We start from the raw sequence: 17,955 nt of genomic DNA on the forward strand, positions 1-17,955 counted from the left end.
GCAGGCTCGCAAATTAGCGAAGTAAGGTTCGTTCTAGAGGGGCAAAATGGGCGTGCGGTGGCGGCTGGTGAGAGATAGCGAAGTAATTTTCGCAAATCGAGAACCAAGGTTCACGAGTAGCGAAGAATACTTCGCTGCAGGCTGCAGCTGGCCTCTCTACGGTCTGATTAGCGAAGCTAGCTTCGCAAAACAGCGAAGGCGATTCGCTATAGAGGCTGGTTAGTTAGTTGGCGGATTTTAGGTGATTCGCTGTAATAGTTAGTTAGGTGCAAGGCGGAGTTTAACGAAGCAGGAAGGAGATTCTCAACAAGAGACACTCTAAAGAAGCGGCATCCCCAGTAACAAAGGGGATGCCGCTTCTTTCTGCAAAACGATTCAAACCATCGTGTGCGACAGCACTAGTCCGCCGTAGACGAAGGCGGCGCAAATGACGATCGCCGGGTGGATTTTCCGGCGTTCCATCGCCCAATATGCAACGGCGGCAATGCCAATCGTCTGCCATAGGCCGGAGGAATGCACAGAGGTGCCCGCCATTTGCCAGGTGAGCAGCACCATCATAATCGCAACGACAGGCTGGACGAGCAGCGTCAGTCCTTTTACAACCGGCGATTGACGATGTTTGGACAGCAGCTTCAGCAAAAAGATAAGCGCAACTGCGGAAGGAATCACAGTTGCGGCGAGCGCCAGCAGCATGCCGGTAACTCCATACACGTCAAAGCCGACAAATGCGGCGATTTTGGTTGCGATGGGACCTGGCAATGCGTTGCCGAGGGCAAGAATTTGCGAAAATTGGCTGTCCGTCGCCCATCCGTAGTTTTTAACAACCTCATTGTACATAAGCGGAATGGAGGCGGGACCTCCCCCGTATCCGAGCACGTTCGCAATAAAAAAACCGATAATCAGTTCAATCCAATCCATTATCATCTATTCCTCGCTTGTCTCTGCCGGTTGTTGGCGTTTGTGCTTCCGGTCTTTAAACCGTCTGATCACGTTGAAATGGACAGCCCCGTAAGCCAGAAAAAGAATAGTGACGATAGCGTCATGGACATGCAAAATCTGCAGCAGCAGAAAAGCGATGGCGCACATTGCGATGCCGAATGCAGCACCCAGCCCTTTGAGTGCGCGATTGCCGAATTCATAAGCCATGACCCCAAGCATGACGGCAATGACGGGAATAACTGCAGCGATCATCCCCTGAACTACAGCTGAGCCGCTTAATGCGTCAACGACTGACAATAGTGCAATCATAGCAACAGACGATGGTAAAATATGAGCCAGCACGGCAACCGTTGCGCCTAACCAGCCTTGCTTGTGATAGCCGAGGTAGGCGGCCATCTTGGTGGCGATCGGGCCGGGCAGGGCATTAGCTAGTGCCAAAATTTCAGCGAACTCCTCGTCGTTGATCCAGTTGTAGCGGGTAACCGCCTCATAGCGGATCAACGGTATAACGGATGGGCCTCCCCCATAGCCTAAAATGCCGGTTTTGATCATCGCCCAGCTCAGCTCGCCGTATGTTTTGCCTCGTGATCCGTTAGGCATCGGAATTGAGCTCTGTGCGGGAGGAGGCGTTGGCGTATTCATAATCTCATCCCCATCCGGCTTTTATAACGGTTGATGAGCACCTGGCAATCGACGCTCATAATGCCGGGCAGCGTGTACAGTTTCTCGCGCATGAATGTCTCCATCTCCTGATTGTTCAGAAACAATCCATGCATATGCAGCTTGCTTGGCCCAGTCATATGATAGAGGCTGGTCACTTCAGGTTCGTCAGACAGCTGATCGGCCACCTCATGCAGAAACTTCGGCTCAACCTCGACATTGAAAAAAGCGGACACCGTAATGCCGATCTTCTCCGGATTGATGACGGCAGTGAACCGTTCAATGACGCCTTCCTCCATCAGAGCATTAATACGCGCTTGTACGGCTACTCTGGACAAGCCGATATCTTTCGCCAAGTCTGTGTAAGAAATTCTTCCGTTAACATGCAGGGCGGAAATGATTTTACGATCGATCTCATCAATATTTGCCGATTCAAGCGGAATTGTTGTTTTGGACTGCATAGAATCTCCCTTCATCTCGAAACGACTGAACCTTCATAATGAACATAATACAGCCGATTTGTTTACTATATGAATAAATATATATGCGATTTCGTTCGTAATCAATATAAATTAGGGGATTTACTTTCGGATTAAGAATCTGCTGTATTTCCCTAGCCATGGTGTTTTCAAAAAACATGATAAGTTTTAATGGCATATAAACTGCGGATAAGCGAGCAGAATAAGGCCTCAATGTGACTTTTTTACGAAAAAAACCTGCGTCCCTGTGAAAGCGACGCAGGCTTTTACAATATCCTTTATCTGGACGGTTTGCTTTGTCCGCCAGCGGCAGATTTCGCTTCTGCTTCATCCCGCTGCGGGAATTGCAGCTCATAGAGCTGATGATAACGGCCTTGCTTCTTCAGCAGCGTCTCATGATTGCCTTCCTCGATGACGCGGCCCTTATCGAGCACATAGATGCGATCGGCCTGCCGGATCGTCGACAGCCGATGGGCAATAATGAGACAGGTGCGTCCAGCCAGCAGTCGGGAGAGCGCATCTTGAATTGCACGTTCTGATTCGCTGTCCAACGAGGAGGTCGCTTCGTCGAGAATGATGAGACGCGGATTTTTGAGCAGCGCCCGCGCAATGGACAGCCGCTGCTTTTGCCCGCCTGACAGTTTGACGCCCCGCTCTCCGATCTGGGAATCGTAGCCGTCCGGCAGATCCATGATGAAGGCATGAGCATTCGCTGCTTTTGCCGCTGCAATAATGTCAGCTTCCTCGGCGTCTGGCTTGCTGTAGGCAATGTTCTCGCGAATGGTGCCGTTCAGCAGCCAAATTTCTTGTGACACAATGCCCATCTGACTTCGCAGCGATTTCAAGCCGACGTCGGTTAACGGATAGCCGTCAAGCGTCACTTCGCCCTCCTGCGGATCGTAAAACCGCGTCAGCAGATGGGCGATGGTCGACTTGCCGGCTCCGGAAGAGCCAACCAGCGCCGTCATTTCTCCGGCTTTCATCTCCAGATTGAACTGCTTTAGCACCGGGGCGCCGTTATGGTAGGCAAAGCTGACGTTGCGAAATTGCACCTCACCCCTAACGACAGGCAATTGAACGGCATTCTCTTTCTCCTGAACAGCTGGTTCTTCGCCCAGTATTTCCACAATCCGTTCATAGGCGGCAGCCGATTGCTGAATCGTATTCATCGTCCGGCTGAACCGCTTTACCGGGTTTTGCAGCAATCTGACATAAGCCATAAAAGCGACGATCGTGCCGACCGTGAGCGCTTCATGCATCGTCTGCCGCGCTCCAAACAGCAGCACGGCTGCAAGTCCGATGAAGTTCAATAAATCGATAATCGGCTCGTAGATGGCGCGGAGCTTAACAGCCCCCAGGTTGGCGTTCATATTGGCTTCGCTTCGGTCGCCAAAACGGCGCACTTCATAGTCTTCACTCGAGAAGGATTTGATCAGCCGGATTGAGGTCAATGTATCCTGCAGATGGGAGCTGACCTCAGATACGGATTCCTGTACTCGCTTGAACGAGAACCGCATTTTTTTGCTGAAGAAGCGGGTTGTCATGATCATGAACGGAAAGGTGGCGAGCACAAGAAGCGTCAGCCTCCAATCGACCCACAGCATGTAACCGGCGACGGCTGCGAATGTGAACATATCGGTCACGATGGACAGCATGCCGGAGGAGATCAGCTGCTGCAGCATATTGACGTCGTTGGTTACGCGGGACATGAGGTCGCCGGTACGGTTGCGGTCGAAAAAGCCGACGTCCAGCTTTTGCAAATGACGGTACAATTCGTTGCGCAGGTCAAGAATGGCCCTTTGTCCGACAGACGCCATCGTCAAGGAGCTCCAATAGTTGAACAGCCCGAGCAAGGCGGCGGTTGCAAGAATGCCGATTCCGATCGCCGGAAGCGCGCTGTATTTTCGCCCGGGTATGACATGGTCTATCGTATACTGCGTCAACTGCGGTATAACGAATTCGAGCAGTGACACGGCGATAATGCAGACAAGTGCGGCAATTAATAGCGGCCAGCGGGAGCTGACGTGAAAAAACATCCGTTTGTACATCGCCCATATGCTGCCCTTGCTTTTGGGGCGCTGCGGCTGCATCATACGCGGGTTCATATTCATAGGGGTCACCTCGTCTGATAGACATTCATTCTGTTGTGCTCTCAATTAAACGATAGCTCTCGTCAGGCAGGGTGTCAACGAATCGTCAATTTCCTACATAATGTCTGAAAAAGTATGTTAATTCGATATTGAAAACGCTGTCAGAGTACTGTGCATTTTTGGATGAAGATAGTAGAATAAGGGAAGCAAACCATATCTAAAGTGAATGGGGGCGTACATGACGGATGTTCCGCAACAACCGGATACGTTGGCCGATCGCAATTGTAGCGGTACTAGCTTTCGTTGTAATGAACGGGTGCATGAAGCGTGAGGCAGAGACGGTTGCTTCTGAACAAAGCGGAGTTACATTACGAATAATTCAAAGCTTAACGAATGAACCGCGTACGGAGGCGCTGCGCGATTTACTGAATCGTTACGAGGAGCTGAATCCCGGGATAAAAGTGGAGCTGCTCTCCCCGGGCAACCCGGTTGCGGACGACCGGATCCAGAATGCGCTTCGCGACCGGGTAGGCATCGATGTCGTGGAAGTGAGGGATCAGACGCTCATCCCGCTAGTTGAGCGGAAGCTGATACTCAATTTGACGGCCTATGCGGATACATGGAAGGATTATGCCGGGCTGAGCGAGGACGCTAAGCATTTTGCCTCCGAATGGGACGGGGCGGTCTACTATATTCCGAACGGGCTGTACCGCAATCAGCTTTATTACCGTAAGGACAGGTTTGACGAAAAAGCGCTGCAGGTGCCGGAGACTTGGGAGGAGCTCTACTATACAGGTAAGCTGTTGACCAATCGGGCGAAGGGCGAATACGGTCTCGCATTTCGCGGGGATGAAGGTCCGGATCGCCTGCTGACGCAGCTTATTCAAGATTATAATGGGGATCATGTCGATGCTCGGGACGGCATGTACAAACATGATCGTACCACTATTTTTAATGGAACCGGAGCACGTGACGGTGCTATCCTGTACAAGCAGCTTTACGAGGACCTGTCGCCTCCGCAATCGGCGGAATGGAGCTTTACCGAGCAGGCCGACGCTTTTGCGAACGGCTCGGCGTCAATGATGATCGCTGATGCAGGGGCAATTGCTCTGCTGAACGGGAAGATGGAGCCGGACAGCTGGGCAACTGCACCGCTGCCTGTAGGGCCTCAAGGAATATCCCATTATGCGGTAAGGGGCGCAGGCTGGGGGATTGCTTCCTACTCGCCGCATATTAAGGAAGCCTGGTCGCTGATCGAGTTTTTATCATCGCCTGCCGTTAATGAAGAGTTTGGCGAACGGATCGGGGTTCTGCCGATTTATCCGCGGGATGCCTCTTTTCTGCAATCGGGGCCATACGCCTCATTCTGGATGATGGATCAAAATGAGGAGCAGTATATTCGAACCCAGCCGCCTAATCATTACTACGATTACAGCACGTTTTACAAACAGGGAAAAGAGCAGGCTCGGCGTTACTTAGAAGGAGAGATAACGGTGGAGGAGCTGCTTAAGGAGCTGGACGATTTCTGGCACAAAGAGCGGACGAACGGAATGGCGCAGGCTTATTCGCCCTAGTATGAACCGATTTGGAAATGGTTACGATTGGGTTAGACAGGTGTTATTTAAACCGCTTTATGTTTAAATGAGGATGAAGTACCGCTTGGTTGGAAATGGAGAGACGAGGATAATGGCTGGAACGGGAAAAATCGCCGTGTTCTTCACGGGGGGAACAATCGGCAGTAAAAATAATAATGGAACCGTATCGGTTCATGAGAGCGGCACGTATGCTTTGCTCGAAGCATATGGAAGCCTTCCGCACAAACGGGACGTCCAATTTGAGACCGCTCAGCCGTTGAATGTGCTAAGTGAGAACTTGGTGCCGGATGACTGGAATGTACTGATGGATGCGCTGGATAGTATCGACAAAGCGGAGTATGCAGGCATTATTGTCACTCACGGTTCGGATACGCTAGCCTATTCGGCAGCTATGTTAAGTTACTTATGCTGTGATTCACCGGTGCCGATTGTGCTTGTGGCTGCCAATTATCATCTTGATGATGAGCGAAGCAATGGCGTGAGTAATTTTGCCGCTGCGATCGACTTCATTATGGATACCGGCAGCGTGCCGGGCGTATTTGTCGTGTACCGCAATGACCGCAGTGAATCGCTCGTGTATTTGGGCACGCGGATTACGCAATGCGAATCATTTACCGATCAGTTCGGCAGCCCCTATGATCTGCCTTATGGACGGGTAGAGCAGGGCTACTTCATCCCCGAGCCGCATTCGGACAACCCGACATTAGAGGCATTGCGTAATCGAGCGCGCACCATTTCTCCGTGGGAGAATCGCGGCAGCGGCAAACGAATTGAATCCGGCTTGCTTTATATCAAGCCATTTACAGGTATCGACTATTCGTTCTATGATTTTAGCCGGCGCAAGCCGAAGGCGGTTCTGCATGACCTGTACCATTCCGGTACGGCAAGCGCAAACGCACCGGGCAATTATTCGCTGCTCGGATTTGCCGAATACTGCGGGGAACAGGGTGTGGATCTGTATCTTTGCCCGCTAAAAGACCGGACAGAGGCGATGTATGCTTCTTCAGTCAGCTTAATGGAAGCGGGCGTCGTTTTTATCGACAATTTATCTGTCGAGGCTGCGCTGATGAAGCTGACGCTGGCTTACTCTTTGTTTGACAGCAAAGAGGAGATCGAATCCTTTATGTGGAATAAAGAATTGTTTTATGAACGTCTTAAACCAGATAGACAAGGAGCGGATGGAAAATGACGCAAGTGCAAATCGGCCAAGAGGTGCCTGACTTCACACTGCCTGCTTCGACGGGCCAAGCTGTATCGCTTAAGGATTACAGAGGGAAAAAGCTCGTCATTTACTTCTATCCGAAGGATATGACGCCTGGCTGCACGACGGAATCGTGCGATTTCCGTGACTACAACGGTCAGTTCGAGACTAATAATACTGCAGTAATTGGTATCAGCCCTGATGACCTTGCATCTCATGATGAATTTATTGCCAAGCATGAGCTGCCTTTTCCGCTGCTGTCGGATACGGAGCATGAGGTGTCGGAGCTGTTTGGCGTCTGGAAGCTGCGCAGCTGGAACGGTACTGAGTTTATGGGTATCGAACGGTCGACGTTTCTGATCAACGAGAACGGTGTGCTGGCGAAGGAATGGCGCGTAGTTAACGTGGATGGCCATGTACAGGAAGTGCTGGAGGCGGCCAAGCAAGGCTAGGTTTATGATACGGGAGGGCTTAATGTGAGTCCTCCTTAGTTAGAGGGGCTTCGAGCAGCGGCATGTGTCGCTGCAAGGCCTCTTTTTTTCGTGCGTGGAGACCATGCGGCTTCATCCGGTGGTGTCTAGAGCAGTTAGCTCGATGATATAAGACCCACAGAGGGTCTTATGGCGTTGTATTTGCCCTGCTGAGTGGCTGATAAAGGCCCCACAGGGTCTTAACGAGTGCAACTGAGGGCTAATCGGCGAGAAAAAGCAGCTTGTGAGTACGGATAAGACCCTTAGGGGTCTTATAGCACTGCTTTTGTCCTGATGCGAGGCCGGTAAGGCCTTCTCAGGGTCTTAACAGGAGCAGCCGAGGGTTAATCGGCGGGAAAAAGCAGCTTGTGAGTGAGAGTAAGACCCTTAGAGGGTCTTACAGCGCTAAACTTGTTCTACTGTGAGGTCGTTAAGACCCTCACAGGGTCTTAACGGGCGCAGCCGAGGGTTAATCGGCGAGAAAAAGCAGCTTGTGAGTAGGGATAAGACCCTTAGGGGGGTCTTATATCGCTGTGTTTGTCCTGATGCGAGGCCGGTAAGGCCTTCTCAGGGTCTTAACAGGAGCAGCCGAGGGTTAATCGGCGATAAAATGCAGCTTGTGAGTACGAGTATGACCCGTAGAGGGTCTTATATAGCTGTATTTGCCCTGATGTGAGGCCGTTAAGACCCTCACAGGGTCTTAACAGCGCAGCCGAGGGCAAGCCCTTAGCATGACCTCTCTCGTTGCAGGAAGAGCAAAATAGTTGGCGGCTATGGAAAATTGACGTCTGCCCGATAACGCACAGCACAGCTTCCCTTCCAGGGCCGTGAGATTGCCGGGTTAGTCCGCCAAATCGAACTCTCTGTCCCCTCCTCACAAGGAAATCAGCAAATCGGTTAACTTTGGCATGGAAACTTTACATTTTCCTCGTACAGCTGGAGCTCGATCTAGTTTACAATCATAACCATTCCATCCATTGAAAATGGGTTCATTTATTCATTGGATAGCCCTGAACGGCAGGAGGAGAAGAAAGCCATGTCTAAAAAATTGCTGATGATGCTCATGCTTATCTTTTGTATCGCCCACTTAGGCGTCGTTCCCGTCTCGGCCGCCAAGACGGCGCCGGAATGGAAACTGATCGAACCGGCCTATGAGACGGCCGATACGTTCGTTGCCGCTTATTCCGTCCGCGACTTTGGTGCGCTTGGAGACGGAGAAACCGATGTAACGGCAATATTCCAGCAGCTGCTCGATGAGCTGGGCACACTTGGCGGAGGCACATTGTTTGTGCCGGAAGGCAAATATGCCATTAAAGGCAGCTTGCTCATTCCGAAGGGCGTAACGCTGCGCGGCGAATGGAGCAAGCCTGTCAGAGGGCAGCCGGTGAAGGGCACAATCCTGATGGCATACGCGGGAAGAGGCGATGAGAATGCCGCTCCGCTCGTCACGATGGAGCCATCCTCGGCTATTCGTGATTTGTCAATCTGGTATCCGGAACAGCTGCCGGATCAGATTACGCCATACCCGCCGGCAATCGTATTCGGCAAGCCGAACTATTTCGGCAATGATTTCTGCAACGCTAAAAATATTACCTTCATCAACGCTTATACCGGTCTCATGTTCTCCCGTGAAAATGGCGGTTCCAGCCCTGTTCTGAACGGGCTTTACGGGACGCTGCTGTCGCGGGGCGTCGAAATTGACAACATCGCCGATGTTGGGCGCATCGAATGGATTGATTTTTCCCCGGACTACTGGTCGGGGTCGGGTTTGCCGAATGCTCCTGCTGCAGGCAGTGCGTACGAGCAGTGGATCTATGAGAACGGAACGGGTATCGTCATGCGCCGCAACGATTGGTCTTATACCGGCTACATTACGATTGACGGCTATAACAGAGGCTTTCATCTGGGGCCTTCAATTGCGAGTCCGGGAAGCATCCCGAACGGTCATAATTATGAGCTTACTTTTACCGGTAATAAAACGGCAATATACGCCGAGACGGTTAGCGGGGATGGAGTAATGTTTACCCGCGTCCATATTCAAGACGGTGAGACCGGTATTGCGGTAGGTCCCGGAACTTCCGGCGTGTTTCAATTGAACGGCAGTGACATTAACGCTTCGCTGCATGCTATCGCAGTTGACCCAACCTCGCAGACAAAGCTGATTGTACAGCAAAGTACGGTAGCAGGCGGCGATGTGGCGGTTGCTGGAGGCACACTCATGGCTTCCGATTCCGATTTCAATAACGCTGCACCGCAGATTCGCATCACGGATAGCGCCAGAGCGATTCTTACCGGCAACCGTTTTAGCGGAACACCGGATATTGAAGATACGTCGAAATTCATTTCGACGATCGACCATTCACCGGTCAACATGGCAAAGCTGCCTGTATTCCCGGACGCTGTGCCGGAAACGCATAAACCGGCAAGGATGGCATTGTATGTAGCGACGGAAGCGCCGTTCCGTGCGAAAAACGACGGCAAGACCGATAATACGGCCGCAATTCAAGCGGTTTTGGATAAGGCTGCTGCGGAAGGAGGAGGCGTTGTCTTTCTTCCGCCGGGCAAGTATAAGGTGCTTGGGCACTTGACGGTGCCAACCGGAGTGGAGCTGAAGGGCTCGGTTGATAACAGCACCGTGCCAACTGGCCCCGGAAGCGTGCTGGAAGCATACGCTGACCGGGATAATCCGAAAGGCGAGCCGTTCCTGAAGCTGTCCGAACGAAGCGGGGTAAGAGGAATCACGATCAACTATCCGGAGCAGCTTGCCTCCCAGCTTCCGAATATAGCTTCTTATCCATATACAGTTCAGGCTGCGGGCAAAGACGTATATATAATTAATGTCGGCTTGCGCGCGGTCTATAACGGCGTCGATCTGTTCACGCATAAGGCTGACAACCATTATCTTGATTTTGTAACCGGCCATGTTTTTAGGAATGGCGTTAAGGTTGGCGGCGGCAGTGAAGGCGGCAAAATCTACAACATGCATTTCAACCAGATCGTCTATGCGGCTGGCTCGGAATCGAAGTTTGGCGAGTGGCCGAACGCTCCGTCCATGGACAATAACAAACCGGTGTACGAATATGGCTACAACCAGCTGGACTTTATGATACTGGGAGATGTGAAGGACGAAATTCTGTACAACAACTTTCATTATGGCTCGCGGAGCGGCTTGCTGCTGGCGGAGGAGAACGGCAGAGGCCCAACCGGTATCAGCGTAGGCCTTGGTGTTGACGGCGCTCAGAAGGGGCTTGTATTCGAAGGTGCAGGTGAAGCAGGTTTTGATCTCATCAACTCGCAAATTGTCTCCATCGATGGCGGTGAAGAGACGAGGTATGTGGAGATCGGCGAGAGATTCGCTTCCGAAATCCGTTTTTACAGTGCTGATTTCTGGGGCGCTCCGATGTACGGGGTAACCGTAGACAACGGCAATCTGAAGCTGCAAGCGGTCCATTTCCGCAATCCGGGCGATTGGGGCTTTGCCAAGCTAATGAATGATGGCAAGCTTTACTTGGATAACTCTGTGATCGGCTCCACCAAAGCGTTATTGAATGCGAAAGGCGAGCCGAAATTGTTCGCCCAGTCTTCCATCATCAATTCTATCGGGACTTATGTGAAGGAAATGGGACTTTGGAGGAACAATCAGACACATAACGCATTTGCTAAAGCGGCCGAGAGCACGTCCAAGCCGACACCTGCAGCCGAAGAGAAGGCTGTAGAGACAGCAGCACCTACAGAAGCACCGGCTCACAGCGATGCGAATACCGTTGTCCGGAACTGGATCTATGCGGGAATTGGCCTGGTCGTCGTGCTGGCAGCTGTTAGCTTCGTGCTTATCCGCCGGTATCGGGGATCGGATAAGCGAGACCATAACCATGGCGGGCCAAAAAGCAAAGAAATGAAATAGCTGTATTGCCGCTGCCTTATAAAGAAGAGAAGCCGCTCCCAGGAACGGCTTCTCTTCTTGTCATGCCTCTTTATATACTTACCGCTGGAAAAACTCAATCCATTCGCGCTCCGGGCCATAGATGAAAAAGTAGCGGTAGCCGTTGGGCAGCGTCGTGATTTCGTTATCGATCAGTTCGGCTTCCGTTCCTTTGATACGTTCGAATTCCGCTTCAACATCGTCGACGTGGATGGCAAAATGATGAATCGTGCCTTCCGGAGGCAGCTGATTGCTATACCCTTGAATCAGTTCAATTTCGGTTTCGTCTGTATTGCCAAAGCCCAGGAAAGCAAGCTGGATAACGCCATTCGTATGCGTCAGCTGTCCCTTCAGCTCAAGCCCTACAATTTCCGTATAAAAGCGCAGCGATACTTCCAGATTTCGTACAGCAACGCCGACATGGTCGACTCTTCTTCTCGTCATTTGCTTATCCTCCTCTGCAATGCTTGAAATTTGATTTGTACAGCCAGGCATCGAAAAAAACAATTGTAAAAATGTTCCGGTAATTTTATAATGTAAATACAAGTAAACATGTAGGAATTATTATAATACATCGCTCACTGGACGTCCAGAGGCTTTCGTCGCTTTCCCCATCCGGGATAACGGCGAAAGTCTTTTTTTATGAAAAATTGGGCCTATCGATTAACGCTTGCAGAGGAGAAAGGCAGGGGTGGATGTGAAGCAAAGAACAATTGGGAGCAGCGGCATAAAGGCGTCAGTCATTGGCTTAAGGGCTTGGACAGCAGGGAAGTCAGGCTGGAGCGAGACACAGGAGAAGGAATTTATTGATGTGGTTGGCCGGGCGGTTGAGCTTGGCGTTAACTTTTACGATACGGCCCCATCCTACAGCTTTGGTGAATCGGAGCGTGCGCTCGGCAAAGCGTTGAAGCCGGTACGGGATAAGGTTTTCATTGCAACGAAGCTTGGCTTGGTCTGGAATGAACAGCGGGAGCTGCGAATCGATCTGTCTCGTAAAAGTATATTTCAAGAGGTGGAGGATAGCTTGCGCCGGCTTGATACCGATTATATTGATCTGTATCAGGTGCACTGGCCGGATCCGAAGGGCGTAACGCCGGTAGAAGAGACCTTCACAGCCCTTAATGACCTGGTATCGAGAGGGAAAATCCGTCATATCGGCGTCTCCAATTTCTCCGTTCATCAGCTGGTTGCCGCGCAGACCTTCGCTCCTGTCGTGTCGCTGCAGTCACCGTTTCATCTATTTCAGCGGCAAGTGGAATACGCAGAGCTGCCTTACTCGGAGCAACGGCAAGTCGCCTTCATTCCTTCCAGCCCGCTTGCTCATGGCCAGCTGACCGGGAACTTCAAAGCAGACAGAAGTGATGCCGAGAATGAGGATCATAAATCTAGCGGGCCATTCCACGACAACTCGCAAAAGCAAAAGGCAGAGCTGCTGTCCGGCCTCGCATGGTCGATTGGGAAATCGGTTAGCCAGCTGGCGATTAATTGGCTATTGCATCATAAAGCGATTCCGACGGTGTTGACCGGTGCGAGGACCATTGAGCAAATGGAGGACAATGCCGCCGCCGCCGAGTGGCAGCTGTCGGATGATGATTTCAAGCAAGTGAGCAGATTGTTCGAGCCCGATTCGTCTTATGTGATCTAAGCGATGATGCAAAAAGGGCTGAAGCGGGGGATTATTCATCCCCTTGGCTTCAGCCCTTGTCTTATTCCTTGTTCTTCGGTTCACGATCAGGCAGTTGGCTGACGTAGCTGTCGGACAGCTTCAGCAGCTCCAGTGCGCGATTGTATTCACTTTCCGTAGCTTCCGGCTCTTTAATGCCGTCACCAGCGAGCGGATAATGAGTGCCATCCGCATAGCCGCTGCCCGAGAGGAACAGCTCCTGGCTGCTTACGAATGATCCGGTTGGCAGATAATAACGCTGCGGTAGCAGATTATAGGTGCTGCTGTTGAACAAGTCCTGACCAAAGTGAATATGATCATCCATCTTGAATCCAAGCAGGTTGGCTACTGTTGGCACAACGTCAACTTGACCGCCAAGCTGTTCGAATGCTTTTGGCTCTTTATCGGTCACCCCGTTAGATGCGATTACGAGCGGAATGTTGATCATATCGGTATAGCCGTAGTCACGACCGTAAATTTCTTTCATCAATTCTTTATCGGTACGATCCAATGAGTAGATTGGCAAGCCGAGGTGATCGCCGTAAAGCACAACGATACTGTTGTCCCAAATGCCGCGTGCCTTCAGATCGTCGATAAACAGGCCAAGCGCGTAATCCGCATAGTTTTGCGCACGGATATAGTCGCCTACAAAGCTGCCTTCATACCGCTCAGGAAGCTCCATCTTGTACTTGCGTGCCGGGATCGTGAACGGGTGATGGGCAGTCATTGAGATGATCTGCGAGTAGAACGGTGTACCGCTCTTATTCATCCGGTCAAGCTCTTCAGCAGTCTTCGCATACAGCACTTCATCCGAAGCTCCGAAGAAGACAGTGTCATCCTCGCCGAAAAACTTCTTGTCATAATAACGGTTGAAGCCCAATGCTTTGTAAAGCTCTCCGCGGTTCCAGAATTCCACTACGTTCGTATGGAAGGTTGCGGAGTCGTAACCGTGCTCTTCTACCAGCCTAGGCAAGCTTGGCAGTTCTTTACCCGCATACACTTGCGTTGCCGCGCCGTTTGGCGGGATGTAATACGATGTATTAACGATAAACTCGGCATCCGATGTATTGCCTTGTCCGACGCCTTGATAGAAATGCTTGAAGTAATAGTTGTTATTCGCAAGCTTGTTGAAGTTCGGCGTAATTTCCTTGCCGTCAACTTTCAGATTGACGAGGAAGTTCTGGAACGACTCCAGCTGAATGATAATGAGGTTTTTTCCTTTTGCCGCTTCCCAAAGCTGAGGGTTAGCCGGCTGCTGGAACGTTTTGAGCTCATTAATCTTCGCTTGTGTAATTTCGGATTTATCTACGAAATCCTGTGTTTTTTTGGAGAAGATCGTATAGGCTTCATAATTCAGAATGCCCATTTGCTCCGCTTTTACAATTTCATTCATGCTGGCACGGTTAGGTACGATATTGAACAGACACATAGCTAGCGAAATACCGAACAAAGTGGCGACGACGCTTTTCCGGATTTGCTTCTGGCTGTCTTTTTTCCAGTTCTGCGCTTTCTTGCGGCGCATCAGGAAGTAGGCCATTACGATAATATCGATGAAGACAAGCAAGTAATAAGGATCCATCAGAGAGAACACACTATTGCTGACGGCGGTTACCTGATTCACCTGATGCAGCGCTAAGTAAGTAACGATGACCCCATAATATTTGTAATACATCAATACCGCGAACAAAATGGCGGTCATCAGAAGGTTGGCGCCTAAGTAGTAGACCAGCTTCCGTTTCGTTGCAAACCACTCGATCAAGCAGAACACGATTAACGCAAACGGCACTTCTTTAAGCAACGTTGTCCATGAAGGACTCCCGAATACAACCATCCACGCCAAATAGCTTTTCAACAGGACGATCAACGAGAAAACGACAATGGGTCTGGTGCTGAACAGCCGTCTTGAAGTAAGACCTGACACGATACCGCCTACCTTTCACAACAAAAACAGGCTGGCGTCGTCAACATCAGCCCGTTTTGTCCAGTGCTCAATTTACAAATAATTTATACCTATTATGCTCCTTTTCATATCCGGATGTCAAAGGCAAAAGTCACCTCAGCCACCATGAAAAAAACCGCGTGGTTGTGCAAAAAATGTCGAAAATCCATGACATTAAGCAGCTCCTCGTTTATAGTAGAGCTAGAGTGTTTTGCTAGTTTACTATATGACTAAACGTAAGGAGTGCATCATGAACCAACGAATGAGAAAAAAGCGTAGAAGGACGACACTTTGGTTCGCTCTCGTATGCGTAATTGCGGTAGCTGCCTTTATGATGATACGTTATGAAAACTCAGTTGCATTACCGCCAGAGAACACGGCGGAGGCGACAAATAATCCGGTAACAGAATCGCCGGCGGGAACGCCGGATCCAACGGATGAGCCTGCTCAGCCAACGGACGAGCCTACTGCTCCTCCAGTTGAAACAACGGAGCCGACGCCAACAAGCAAGCCTACCGAGAAGCCTTCAAAGCCAACGAATAAGCCAACCAAGGCACCGGCGAAAGACGATTCCGGCATTGCAGTTATTGCACAGCCTGAGAGCATTGCGGCTCTTGTAAACAAGCAGAACAAGCTGCCGGAAAACTATAAGCCTGCTAATCTCGTGTATCCTGACGTTCCTTTCACATTTAAGGAAAAGATAGATAAGCGTAAAATGCGCAAGGAAGCGGCAGATGCTCTGGAGGACATGTTCGCAGGGGCCAAGAAAGACAACATTTATCTGGCAGGCGTATCGGCATATCGTTCCCATGCCACACAGAAATCGTTGTTTGAGCGCTATGTGAAGAAAGACGGCTTGGAAAAAGCGAAAACCTACAGCGCCTTCCCGGGCACGAGCGAGCATGAAACGGGTCTTGCAATCGACGTCTCAGGAAGCGACGGAAAATGCGCCGCATCGGATTGCTTCGGCGGAACGCCTGAAGCGGAATGGCTGGCTGCTCATGCTGCCGAATATGGCTTCATCATTCGTTACCCGGAAGGCAAAGAAAGCATAACCGGCTACAAATATGAGCCATGGCATCTCCGTTATGTAGGAACTGATATTTCTAAAGAAATTGCGGATAAGGGAATTACGCTTGAGGAGTATTTCAATGCGGTTCCAGTCAACAATTAATAAGCTGTAAGCTGCCTAACAAATGCGGCGCAGCTGCCTGATGCTGAGGGATTGTCCATCCCTGCACCGGCGGCCGCGCCGCTTTTTCGCATTTTACGCTAAGCTTGCCTTTTACAGCTTTGATTCGAATGTTTTGCAGTCTGTTTCTTCCGAGTTGCTCGCTTGCTTGCCGCGGTTGCTTACCACATAGATCGATGAAGCGCCGCAATGATTGCCTGCAGCCCAGAACTTGCAGGAATTGACTTCGCAAAGCACGTCTTTTGCCATGGTCCCATCACCTCCTCCGTTTATTAGGATAGACAAGGTAGGGAGCCTTTTATACTTGGCCCTTGAGTGATGGAGCATGGCATAGTGACGATGTTAATCCATTTCGTAAATGGAGCCGGATTTGCTTGCGTACAATTCTGCATAGACTTTCTCTGCATAGGCATCCGTCATGCCGGAAATATAATCGGCGATGAAGCGAGGCCAGCTCCAATGCTGCTTATGCTGGTCATAGCTGGCCACCCAGTCAGGCGGCAGAATCAATCGGCCGTGGTCGGGAACTCTAAAGCTGTCCCATAAACGGCGAATCATAATTTCGCTCCGTTTTTGCAGCCGCTGCACACGGAAGTCTTTAATGAGGGTGACCCATGCCAGCTTCTTCAGTATCTCCATCGTGCGCAGCATCTCTAGATCCTGCTGGCCGCTTTCGACGAAGGTTACCTTTTTCCATCCCTTTGAAGGAGCATCGATAATGCCGACTTTGCCCGCAAATACACTTACCCACCGGGCTTTCATTTCCCGGCGCGTGCGGGATGATTCATTGTCGTATTGGGCGTACAGCTCCTCCCATTGCTGCAGATAGTCCGCCAACACCTGCTTGACCATCGCAGGGATATCGACCTGATCCCAGCCGACCTCCATATTGCCTTGGTCTTCTACGATTTCCTGCACAAGATTGTCGATGAGACGGCTGTCCTCGAAAAACGTCCGGTTCATCTGAATTTTGCCTGCACGAATGCCGTCCTCGATATCATGGGTGGAGTAGGCGATGTCATCGCATAAGTCCATAAGCTGAGCTTCCAGCGTCGAGCAGCCCTCCGGCATTTGCCACGCATCCCGCAGATGCTTGATCTCTTGCCACTCCGAAGCGTACAATCCCTTCAATCTGCCCGGTTCGTCCAGTGAATACGGGTATTTATTCGTAGCCAGCAGTGTGGCGGCTGTCAGATCAAGCCCGCTGCCGCTGCCGGCTCTTTTTTCTAAAAACATTAGGATCCGAAAGTTTTGCGCATTGCCCTCATAAGCGAGCCCATGCTCTTCCATCAGCAGCCTGTTGAGCACTTCTTCGCCCTTATGGCCGAACGGAGGATGGCCGAGGTCATGCGCCAGCGCCGCGATCTCGACGACAGCAGGGTCAAGAACGAGACCAGGGTGCTCTTTTTTGGACAGAAAGTCATATTGCTTGCCGAGCCTTCTGGCGACCTCGCGGGCGATTTGCGATACTTCAAGCGAATGCGTAAGCCGGGTCCGGTAGTAGTCGCCTGAGCCAGCGCCGAAAACTTGCGTCTTGCCTTGCAGCCGGCGAAAAGCAGGCGATTGTATCAGTCTTGCATAATCTCTCTCGTACTCGTCGCGTTCCTCGCTGAACGTGCCGAGCACGGGTTCATCGATACGTAGTTTGCGTAAATCCATAGTAGGCTTCCTCCCTTGCTGATCCTCCGCATGGGAAGCAGCGTAATCCGATTCTGTTTTGTGAAAATTGTAGCACATTTTCAGTGCTTGTCGCATGTAATAATGGAGCCATGGCAGACAAGTTGGCGTTCGTTCATTTTCGTCTA

Annotated in this window: 14 protein-coding genes; 6 read left to right on the top strand and 8 right to left on the bottom strand. The window is 50.9% G+C overall.

The annotated features are described in order from the left end of the window. Positions 1 to 375: 375 nt before the first annotated feature. The 4 genes from chrA to ACFVVF_RS18155 form a co-directional block, all read right to left on the bottom strand. Positions 376 to 918: a chromate efflux transporter ChrA gene (gene chrA / locus ACFVVF_RS18140; RefSeq protein ID WP_387812540.1), complete on the bottom strand. Its 543-nt coding sequence runs from the start codon at positions 916 to 918 to the stop codon at positions 376 to 378. Positions 919 to 924: 6 nt separating this feature from the next. Further along, a complete protein-coding gene (gene chrB / locus ACFVVF_RS18145; RefSeq protein ID WP_387813151.1) occupies positions 925 to 1,539 on the bottom strand; it encodes a chromate efflux transporter ChrB in 615 nt (204 codons plus the stop codon). A 38-nt stretch (positions 1,540 to 1,577) separates the two neighbouring features. Further along, positions 1,578 to 2,060, bottom strand: a complete 483-nt coding sequence (gene chrS, locus ACFVVF_RS18150) for a chromate efflux transcriptional regulator ChrS (protein WP_387812543.1) — start codon at positions 2,058 to 2,060, stop codon at positions 1,578 to 1,580. Positions 2,061 to 2,356: 296 nt separating this feature from the next. Beyond that, complete coding sequence (locus ACFVVF_RS18155; protein WP_387812546.1) at positions 2,357 to 4,189, bottom strand: ABC transporter ATP-binding protein; 1,833 nt, start codon at positions 4,187 to 4,189, stop codon at positions 2,357 to 2,359. Positions 4,190 to 4,413: 224 nt separating this feature from the next. Between ACFVVF_RS18155 and ACFVVF_RS18160 the strand changes: the two genes are divergently transcribed. From ACFVVF_RS18160 to ACFVVF_RS18175, 4 genes are all read left to right on the top strand, one after another. Further along, complete coding sequence (locus ACFVVF_RS18160) at positions 4,414 to 5,742, top strand: ABC transporter substrate-binding protein (RefSeq protein ID WP_387812549.1); 1,329 nt, start codon at positions 4,414 to 4,416, stop codon at positions 5,740 to 5,742. Positions 5,743 to 5,854: 112 nt separating this feature from the next. Next, a complete protein-coding gene (locus ACFVVF_RS18165; protein ID WP_387812551.1) occupies positions 5,855 to 6,952 on the top strand; it encodes an asparaginase in 1,098 nt (365 codons plus the stop codon). Next, positions 6,949 to 7,416 carry a thioredoxin-dependent thiol peroxidase gene (gene bcp / locus ACFVVF_RS18170; protein WP_387812554.1) on the top strand — a complete coding sequence of 156 codons (468 nt, stop codon included), beginning with the start codon at positions 6,949 to 6,951 and terminating at the stop codon, positions 7,414 to 7,416. Before ACFVVF_RS18165 ends, bcp begins: the two co-directional genes overlap by 4 nt. Positions 7,417 to 8,470: 1,054 nt before the next feature. Continuing rightward, the gene (locus tag ACFVVF_RS18175; RefSeq protein ID WP_387812557.1) at positions 8,471 to 11,338 is read left to right on the top strand and encodes a glycosyl hydrolase family 28-related protein; all 2,868 of its coding nucleotides are present in this window, start codon (positions 8,471 to 8,473) and stop codon (positions 11,336 to 11,338) included. Between the two features lie 78 nt (positions 11,339 to 11,416). Here ACFVVF_RS18175 and ACFVVF_RS18180 read toward each other — a convergent pair whose 3' ends face one another. After that, entirely contained in the window at positions 11,417 to 11,800 is a 384-nt protein-coding gene (locus ACFVVF_RS18180) for a VOC family protein (RefSeq protein ID WP_387812560.1), read from the bottom strand. A 247-nt stretch (positions 11,801 to 12,047) separates the two neighbouring features. Here ACFVVF_RS18180 and ACFVVF_RS18185 point away from each other — a divergent pair, with 247 nt between their 5' ends. Continuing rightward, positions 12,048 to 13,001 (top strand): aldo/keto reductase, encoded by a 954-nt coding sequence (locus tag ACFVVF_RS18185; RefSeq protein ID WP_387812563.1) that lies wholly within the window; start codon positions 12,048 to 12,050, stop codon positions 12,999 to 13,001. A 61-nt stretch (positions 13,002 to 13,062) separates the two neighbouring features. On the opposite strand, the gene ACFVVF_RS18190 is transcribed toward ACFVVF_RS18185, so the two are convergent. Further along, a complete protein-coding gene (locus ACFVVF_RS18190; RefSeq protein WP_387812566.1) occupies positions 13,063 to 14,940 on the bottom strand; it encodes an LTA synthase family protein in 1,878 nt (625 codons plus the stop codon). Positions 14,941 to 15,220: 280 nt separating this feature from the next. On the opposite strand from ACFVVF_RS18190, the gene ACFVVF_RS18195 reads away from it, so the two are divergent. Then, positions 15,221 to 16,132, top strand: coding sequence for a M15 family metallopeptidase (locus ACFVVF_RS18195; RefSeq protein WP_387812568.1), 912 nt, complete (start codon positions 15,221 to 15,223; stop codon positions 16,130 to 16,132). Between the two features lie 111 nt (positions 16,133 to 16,243). Here ACFVVF_RS18195 and ACFVVF_RS18200 read toward each other — a convergent pair whose 3' ends face one another. Both ACFVVF_RS18200 and ACFVVF_RS18205 read right to left on the bottom strand, forming a co-directional pair. Further along, positions 16,244 to 16,399: a DUF1540 domain-containing protein gene (locus ACFVVF_RS18200; RefSeq protein WP_081735450.1), complete on the bottom strand. Its 156-nt coding sequence runs from the start codon at positions 16,397 to 16,399 to the stop codon at positions 16,244 to 16,246. 93 nt (positions 16,400 to 16,492) lie between these two features. After that, entirely contained in the window at positions 16,493 to 17,809 is a 1,317-nt protein-coding gene (locus ACFVVF_RS18205; protein ID WP_387812571.1) for a deoxyguanosinetriphosphate triphosphohydrolase family protein, read from the bottom strand. Positions 17,810 to 17,955 lie beyond the last annotated feature (146 nt).

Source organism: Paenibacillus sp. NPDC058174 (genome assembly GCF_042883865.1).
In the GTDB taxonomy this organism is placed as follows: Bacteria; Bacillota; Bacilli; order Paenibacillales; family Paenibacillaceae; genus Pristimantibacillus.

Coding starts and splice junctions, on each gene's coding strand:
- chrA (WP_387812540.1), bottom strand. CDS start 918: ATGGATTGGATTGAACTGATTATCGGTTTTTTTATTGCGAACGTGCTC.
- chrB (WP_387813151.1), bottom strand. CDS start 1,539: ATGCCTAACGGATCACGAGGCAAAACATACGGCGAGCTGAGCTGGGCG.
- chrS (WP_387812543.1), bottom strand. CDS start 2,060: ATGCAGTCCAAAACAACAATTCCGCTTGAATCGGCAAATATTGATGAG.
- ACFVVF_RS18155 (WP_387812546.1), bottom strand. CDS start 4,189: ATGAATATGAACCCGCGTATGATGCAGCCGCAGCGCCCCAAAAGCAAG.
- ACFVVF_RS18160 (WP_387812549.1), top strand. CDS start 4,414: ATGTTCCGCAACAACCGGATACGTTGGCCGATCGCAATTGTAGCGGTA.
- ACFVVF_RS18165 (WP_387812551.1), top strand. CDS start 5,855: ATGGCTGGAACGGGAAAAATCGCCGTGTTCTTCACGGGGGGAACAATC.
- bcp (WP_387812554.1), top strand. CDS start 6,949: ATGACGCAAGTGCAAATCGGCCAAGAGGTGCCTGACTTCACACTGCCT.
- ACFVVF_RS18175 (WP_387812557.1), top strand. CDS start 8,471: ATGTCTAAAAAATTGCTGATGATGCTCATGCTTATCTTTTGTATCGCC.
- ACFVVF_RS18180 (WP_387812560.1), bottom strand. CDS start 11,800: ATGACGAGAAGAAGAGTCGACCATGTCGGCGTTGCTGTACGAAATCTG.
- ACFVVF_RS18195 (WP_387812568.1), top strand. CDS start 15,221: ATGAGAAAAAAGCGTAGAAGGACGACACTTTGGTTCGCTCTCGTATGC.
- ACFVVF_RS18200 (WP_081735450.1), bottom strand. CDS start 16,399: ATGGCAAAAGACGTGCTTTGCGAAGTCAATTCCTGCAAGTTCTGGGCT.
- ACFVVF_RS18205 (WP_387812571.1), bottom strand. CDS start 17,809: ATGGATTTACGCAAACTACGTATCGATGAACCCGTGCTCGGCACGTTC.